The organism is Actinosynnema sp. NPDC023658, assembly GCF_040639995.1.
Lineage (GTDB): Bacteria > Actinomycetota > Actinomycetes > Mycobacteriales > Pseudonocardiaceae > Actinosynnema.
Genome location: NZ_JBFAAX010000599.1, coordinates 1 through 3493, shown reverse-complemented (window position 1 = coordinate 3493; position 3493 = coordinate 1). Strand labels below are relative to the sequence as shown.

Sequence of the window (3493 nt, the reverse complement as noted above, 5' to 3'; positions counted from 1 at the left end):
GACGGCCCCCCGACACATGATGCGCCCGTCCGCGGCGATCGCCATAGGAGTCCCCAAGCATGGTGCTGTCCTCTGTCGTGCGACGCGATCCCCGTTGGCTGCTGCTGGCGCTGAACGCGCTGCCCGCGACGGCCGCCGGGCTCCTGCTGCCCACCGCCCTGGCCTCCGCGGTGGACATGGCCCTGGCCGGTCGGCTGGACCGCGGCACGGTGTTGTGGCTGGTCGGGCTCGCGGGCGTGGAAGTGCTCGGTGACGCGATCGGCGTGGTGCTCGCGGCGTCCATCACCGCGCGCGGCGCGGCGTGGCTGCGCCGCCGGTTGACCGCTCACCTGGTGGCGCTGGGCCACCCGACGCGGTTCGAGGCCGGTGACGCGGTGAGCCGGCTGACCGGCGACAGCGCGATCGCGGGCGGTGTCGCGGTGCTGGCGGTGAACCTGGGCATCTCGGTGCTCACCGCGGCCGGCGCGATCACCGCCCTGGCCTTGCTGGACTGGCGGCTCGCGGTGGTGTTCCTGCTGAGCGTGCCGCTGGCCGCGTTGCTCGTGAGGTCGCACCTTCGGCTGACGGCCGTGGACGTGGCGACCTACCAGGAGGTGTCCGGCGAGCTGTCCGCGCGGCTCGTGGACGCCGTCGGCGGCCTGCGCACGATCGCCGCCTCCGGTCGGGCCGACCAGGAGGCCGAGCGGGTGCTGCGGCCGCTGCCCCGGCTGACCGCCGCCGGTGTCGGCATGTGGCGCACCCAGGCGCGGATGATCTGGCGGGCCGGCCTGCTGCTGCCCGCGGTGGAGCTGGCCGTGCTGACCGCCGCCGGGTTCGGCGTCGTCGCCGGCCGGTTGAGCGTGGGTGACGTGCTGGCCGCGCTCGGGTACGTGGCGCTGGGGATGACGGTGGTCGGGCAGACCGCCCTGCTGACGGCCTTGCAGCGCGCGCGGGCGTCCGCGCAGCGCATCGAGGAAGTGCTCACTACCCCGACACCGCCCGAGGAGCGACCGGAACCCGCCCCACCGGGCGAACTGGTCCTGACCGGCGTGAACGTGTCCGGCGCGCTGCACGACGTGGACCTCACCGTCCCCGCGGGGACGTTCGTCGCCGTGGTCGGCAGGTCCGGGTCGGGCAAGTCGGCGCTGGCGTCCGTGATCGGCGGCCTGACCAGGCCGTCCACCGGCGAGGTCCGGCGCGGCGGGTCCGTCGGCTACGCGTTCGAGCGGCCCGCCCTCGTCGGCGCGACGGTGGCCGACACGGTCCGCTACGGCACGTCCCGCGACCTCCGCGACGTCGAAGCCGCCTGCCGCGCCGCTCAGGTGCACGACGTGGTCGTGCGGCTGCCCGAGGGGTACGACACGCCCATGTCGGTGGCGCCCATGTCCGGTGGCGAGGCGCAACGGCTCGGGCTGGCCAGGGCGTTCGTGCGCGACCCGGAGGTGCTGGTGCTCGACGACGCCACGGCCAGCCTCGACATGGTGACGGAGTCCACAGTGGAGCGTGCGGTCGAGTCCGCGCTGCCGGGCCGGACGCGGGTCGTGGTGACGCACCGCGCGGCGACCGCGCGGCGGGCGGACGTCGTGGTGTGGCTGGACGAGGGCCGGGTGCGCGCGGTCGGTCCGCACTCGGAGCTGTGGGACGACGACGAGTACCGGGCGGTGTTCGGCTGATGACGTACCTGCGGGCGTTGCGCGAGCAGCGGCGCGGCATCCTGGTGCTGCTCGGCTGGTCGGTGTTGGAAGGTGTGCCCGCGCTGCTGTCCGGCCGGTTGGTCGGGCTGGCGGTGGACCGGGGCTTCGCGGCCGGTCGGCCGTGGGTCGGCGTCGGGTGGCTGCTGGTGTTCGCCGCCGTCGCCGTGCTCGGCGGGTTCGGTCTGCGGCAGGTGTTCATGCGGCTCGGCGCGGTGGTCGAACCGCTGCGGGACGCCCTGGTGCGCCAGGTCGTGCGCGGTGTGCTGCACGGCGGTTCGCAGACCCGCCAGCCGGACGCCAGTGCGGTCGCCCGGATCACCCGGCACGTCGAGGTGGTCCGCGACGCCACCGCCGGCGTCCTCGTTCAGGCCCGTGCGCTGCTGGTGACCACCGCCGCCGCCCTCGTCGGTCTGGCGGCGACCGTGTCGTCGTTGGCCTGGCTGGTGATCTTGCCCGTCGTGGCGGCCCTGGTGCTGTTCGGGCTGCTGCTGCCGTCGTTGGCGCGCGGTCAGCGCAGGCTCGTGCTGGCCGACGAGCAGGCCGCGTCCGTCGCCGGGACGGTGTTCCTCGGCATGCGGGACGTGGTCGCCGTCGGCGGTGCGGACCACGCGCTGCGGGACGTGATGGAGCAGGTCGACCGGCAGGCCTCCGCGACCGTGCGGATGGCGTTCGCCACGGCGTTGCGCGGGATCGTCATCGCGCTCGGCGGCTTCGCGCCGTTGGTGTTGTTGCTGCTCGTGGCCCCGGGGATGGTGCGGGCCGGCACGTTGACGGTCGGTGAGGTGCTCGGTGGCGTGGTGTACCTGAGCACCAGCGTGCAGCCCGCGTTGCGGCGGTTGGCGGACACCACGAGCACCGTCGTGCTGCGGCTCGTGGTGGCGTTGCGGAGGTTGGCCGAAGCCGCGCCGGTGATCGACGTGCCGTCCGGTGACGCCGTGCCCGGCGGGTCCGAGGTGGAGCTGCGCAAGGTCACGTTCGGCTGGAGCGCCACCGCGGAACCCGTGGTCCGCGACCTCGACCTGGTCCTGCCGGAGGGCTCCCACCTGGCCGTGGTCGGCCCGAGCGGAATCGGGAAGTCCACCCTCGCCGGCCTGGTCACCGGCATGGTCGAACCCCAAGCCGGCGTCGTGCGGTTCGGCGGCGTCCCGGTGCGCCAAGTGGCGCCGGACGTGCGGCATGAACGAATCGCACTCGTGCCCCAGGAGACGTACCTGTTCACCGGCACCGTGCGCGAGAACCTCGCCCTGTTCGCCCCCTCCGCCTCCGACGCAGTCCTCCTGCAAGCAGTGGAGGCCGTCGGCGCGTCACAGCTCGTGACGCGACTGGGCGGTCTGGCGGGAACCGTGGGCCACGCAGGGGGCGGCCTGTCGGGCGGCGAAGCCCAACTCCTGGCCGCCGCGCGGGTCTACGCCTCACCTGCGGACGTCGTGATCCTGGACGAAGCGACCTCAGCCCTCGACCCGGCAGCGGAAGCCCTGGTGGAACAAGCCTTCGCGGCCCGAGGCGGCACCCTGATCGTCATCGCCCACCGCCTCTCGTCGGCACTGCGGGCAAACCTGGTCCTCCTGATGGACGGCGGCCCACCACTGCTGGGAACCCACGCCGACCTCCTGGCCACCGCCCCCCTCTACCGCGACCTGATGGCGGCCTGGCAACCCACCCCCGTCCCCCGGCCGACCCCCGTCCCCGAACCAACCCCCACCGCCCTCTAACCCCAACGCTTTCCAACCCCACACCAGCCCCAACGGCCCCGCCACCACCCCACCAAGGCCCGATTTGACATGGGTTCGGGTGCCTTAGGCTGGACGAAGCCGGCAGGC

2 protein-coding genes are annotated in these 3493 nt (G+C 74.0%); both read left to right on the top strand.

Translation table 11 applies throughout. The annotated features are described in order from the left end of the window. The first annotated feature begins 59 nt into the window (after positions 1-59). Positions 60-1652, top strand: a complete 1593-nt coding sequence (locus tag AB0G02_RS31865; RefSeq protein WP_360801495.1) for an ABC transporter ATP-binding protein — start codon at positions 60-62, stop codon at positions 1650-1652. Next, positions 1652-3385, top strand: a complete 1734-nt coding sequence (locus tag AB0G02_RS31860) for an ABC transporter ATP-binding protein (protein WP_360801493.1) — start codon at positions 1652-1654, stop codon at positions 3383-3385. Before AB0G02_RS31865 ends, AB0G02_RS31860 begins: the two co-directional genes overlap by 1 nt. Positions 3386-3493: the final 108 nt, after the last annotated feature.